We start from the raw sequence: 3,302 nt of genomic DNA on the forward strand, positions 1-3,302 counted from the left end.
GGCTGGGCCGGCGCGGGCGTCGCGCTCGGCGCCGCCGCCGTCGGCTCGGTCGCCGCGGCGACCCGTCAGGACGACGCCGTCCCGGTGGCCGCGGCCGCCCCGGTCGGCGCCGAGGTGCCGTTCTACGGCGAGCACCAGGCGGGCATCTCCACCCCGGTCCAGGACCGGCTGCACTTCGCGGCCTTCGACGTCTCCGAGAAGGCCACCCGGGACTCCCTGGTCAAGCTGCTCAAGGAGTGGACCAAGGCGGCCGCCGCGATGACCGGCGGCCGCGAGGTCGGCACCGGTGCGGTGCCCGGCTCGGCGGAGGCGCCGCCGGACGACACCGGCGAGGCCCTCGGCCTGCCCGCCTCCCGGCTCACCCTGACGATCGGCTTCGGCCCGACCCTGTTCGAGAAGGAGGGCGTTGACCGCTTCGGCCTGCTGGCCAAGCGCCCCGAGGCCCTGATCGACCTGCCGAACTTCAAGGGCGACAAGCTCGACCCGACCCGCAGCGGCGGCGACATCTGCGTCCAGGCCTGCGCCGACGACCCCCAGGTCGCCGTGCACGCGATCCGCAACCTGGCCCGGATCGGCATGGGCACCGTCAACATCCGCTGGTCGCAGCTCGGCTTCGGCAAGACCTCCTCGACCACCCCGGACGAGCAGACCCCGCGCAACCTGATGGGGTTCAAGGACGGCACCCACAACATCGCGGGCACCGACACCGCCAAGCTGGCCGACCACGTCTGGGCCGCCCCCGGCGACGGCCCGGAGTGGATGACCGGCGGCTCCTACCTGGTCGCCCGGCGGATCCGGATGCACATCGAGACCTGGGACCGCTCCTCGCTCAAGGACCAGGAGGACACCTTCGGCCGCACCAAGGGCGAGGGCGCCCCGTACGGCAGGGCCAAGGAGCACGACGCGCCGGACCTCAAGGCGATGCCCGCGGACTCGCACGTCGCGCTCGCCCACCCGGACGCCAACAACGGCCTGATGATCCTGCGCCGCGGCTTCTCCTTCACCGATGGGACCGACGGCCTCGGCCGCCTGGACGCGGGGCTGTTCTTCCTCGCCTACCAGCGCGACACCCGCAAGGCCTTCGTCCCGCTGCAGACCCGCCTCGCGGCGAGCGACAAGCTCAACGAGTACATCCAGCACGTCGGCTCCGCCCACTTCGCCTGCCCGGCGGGCGTGCGCAAGCCGGGGGAGTGGTGGGGCCAGGCCCTCTTCGGCTGATCCCGTCCTTCCCCACCACCCAGAGGAGTCAGCCGTGTTCGGCAACTACCTGATCGGCCTGCGCGAGGGCCTCGAAGCCAGCCTGGTCGTCTGCATCCTGATCGCCTACCTGGTCAAGACCGACCGCAAGGACAAGCTGCCGCCGGTGTGGCTCGGCGTCGCCTCGGCCGTGGTGCTCTCCATGGCCTTCGGCGCGGTGCTCCAGTTCGGTTCCTCGCAGCTCACCTTCGAGGCCCAGGAGGCGCTCGGCGGCACGCTGTCGATCATCTCGGTCGGCCTGGTGACCTGGATGGTGTTCTGGATGCGGCGCACCGCCCGGCACCTGAAGACCGAGCTGCACGGCAAGCTGGACGCGGCGGTCGCGATGGGCATCACGGCCCTGGTGGTCACCTCCTTCCTGGCGGTCGGCCGCGAGGGCCTGGAGACCGCGCTGTTCATCTGGTCGGCCGTGCAGGCCACCGACGACGGCTGGAACCCGCTGGTCGGCGCCGCGCTGGGCCTGCTCACCTCGGTGGTGCTCGGCTGGCTGTTCTACCGGGGCGCGCTGAGGATCAACCTGGCCAAGTTCTTCACCTGGACCGGCGCGATGCTGGTCGTGGTCGCGGCCGGGGTGCTCGCCTACGGCGTGCACGACCTCCAGGAGGCCGGCTGGCTGCCCGGTCTGCACAGCCTGGCCTTCGACATCTCCAGCACCATTCCCAAGGACAGCTGGTACGGCACGCTGCTGAAGGGCGTGTTCAACTTCCAGCCGGACCCGACGGTGCTGCAGCTGGTGGTCTGGCTGGCCTATCTGCTGCCCACGCTGGCCGTGTTCTTCGGCGTCTTCAACAGGCCCCGGCCCGCCCAGCCGGTGGCCGCCAAGTCGGCCGCCTGATCCGGCAGTTCGGCACCGCACCGCCCCGCCCGGCACCCGCCGGGCGGGGCGGTTTCCGTCGGTCCGGAGCCAATTCCCGTCAAGTCCGGCCGAAACAAGTCAGGAGAGCGACGAAAACGGTCAGCTCTGACAATCTGCAGTCCCAGTGGAACCGTTCCGCCACGGCCTTCGTACTAAGGGTGACAGCACCATGCCATTACCCACCCATGGGGGGATCATGACCGTTCGCAGGCCTGCCAGGTTAGTCGCCGCCGGTGTCGCCGCCCTCGCGGCGACCGTCCTGCTCACCGCGTGCGACGACGTGAAGTACACGGACGACAAGCCGGGCGACCCGAAGGCGAGCGCGGCCGGGGCCACCGTCCCCGGCGACCCGATGGCCGGCCAGGCGGCCGGTACGCGGTGCAAGAGCGACGAGGTCACCGCCACCGTGCAGATCAAGAGCGCGGGCTCGGCCATGCTGACGATCAAGAACAAGAGCGACCACAACTGCACCCTGTACGGTTACCCGGGCTTCGGCGGGCTGAAGGCCGACAACAGCCCGGACACCCTGTCGGCCAACCGGGAGGCGCACCCCGGGCCGGCCGTGCTGGTCACCCTGAAGCCCAACAAGTCCGGTTACGCGGGCTTCAAGTGGAGCGCCTGCGACAAGTCGGACGCGACCTGCCACGTGCTCACCGGCCTGCAGGTGACCCTGCCGGACGAGACCGCGCCGGTCACCGCCGAGGTGCTCGGCACCGACGGCAAGCCGGCCGGCCAGCTGCTGGTCTCGGCCGCCGGTCTGACCACCGGCACGCTGCAGCCGAACAACGAGAAGGTGCTCTTCAACTGATGCCGTCCAGCTGATGCGGTTCGACCGATGATGCTGTCCGACCGATGTTGTCCGACCGATGCTGTCCGACCGATGCTGTCCGACCGATGTTGGCCGAGCGTGATGCACTTCGACTGACGCTGACCGGCTGACGACGCACCGGAGCCCCCGGGGCGGTTCCTGAGACCGCCCCGGGGGCTCCTTGCGCACCCGGCCCGGACTACTGGCTCTTGATCGAGTCCAGGATGTCCAGCTTCGACGCCCGGTGGGCCGGCCAGAGCGCGGCCAGCAGCCCGATCACGGCGGCCGCCAGCAGGTAGCAGGCGGTCTGCACCGGCGGCACCACGGTGGTGATGTCCTTGAGGCTGTCCGCCATCGTGCGCACGCCCGCCCAGGCGACCA

4 protein-coding genes are annotated in these 3,302 nt (G+C 70.8%); 3 read left to right on the plus strand and 1 reads right to left on the minus strand.

Annotated features, from left to right (window positions below; genetic code table 11):
• The 3 genes from efeB to ABZW03_RS38945 form a co-directional block, all read left to right on the plus strand.
• A partial coding sequence (efeB, locus tag ABZW03_RS38935) for an iron uptake transporter deferrochelatase/peroxidase subunit (RefSeq protein ID WP_355269323.1) occupies positions 1-1,218 on the plus strand: 1,218 nt, incomplete at its 5' end.
• 34 nt (positions 1,219-1,252) lie between these two features.
• Positions 1,253-2,092: an iron uptake transporter permease EfeU gene (efeU, locus tag ABZW03_RS38940; RefSeq protein WP_355269325.1), complete on the plus strand. Its 840-nt coding sequence runs from the start codon at positions 1,253-1,255 to the stop codon at positions 2,090-2,092.
• A 217-nt stretch (positions 2,093-2,309) separates the two neighbouring features.
• Positions 2,310-2,921 carry a DUF4232 domain-containing protein gene (locus tag ABZW03_RS38945; protein ID WP_355269327.1) on the plus strand — a complete coding sequence of 204 codons (612 nt, stop codon included), beginning with the start codon at positions 2,310-2,312 and terminating at the stop codon, positions 2,919-2,921.
• A 199-nt stretch (positions 2,922-3,120) separates the two neighbouring features.
• Here ABZW03_RS38945 and ABZW03_RS38950 read toward each other — a convergent pair.
• Positions 3,121-3,302: hypothetical protein (locus ABZW03_RS38950; protein WP_355269329.1), on the minus strand; the 182-nt coding region annotated here is incomplete at its 5' end.

It is taken from the genome of Kitasatospora sp. NPDC004799, from assembly GCF_040609095.1.
Classification (GTDB): domain Bacteria; phylum Actinomycetota; class Actinomycetes; order Streptomycetales; family Streptomycetaceae; genus Kitasatospora.

Coding starts and splice junctions, on each gene's coding strand:
- ABZW03_RS38945 (WP_355269327.1), top strand. CDS start 2,310: ATGACCGTTCGCAGGCCTGCCAGGTTAGTCGCCGCCGGTGTCGCCGCC.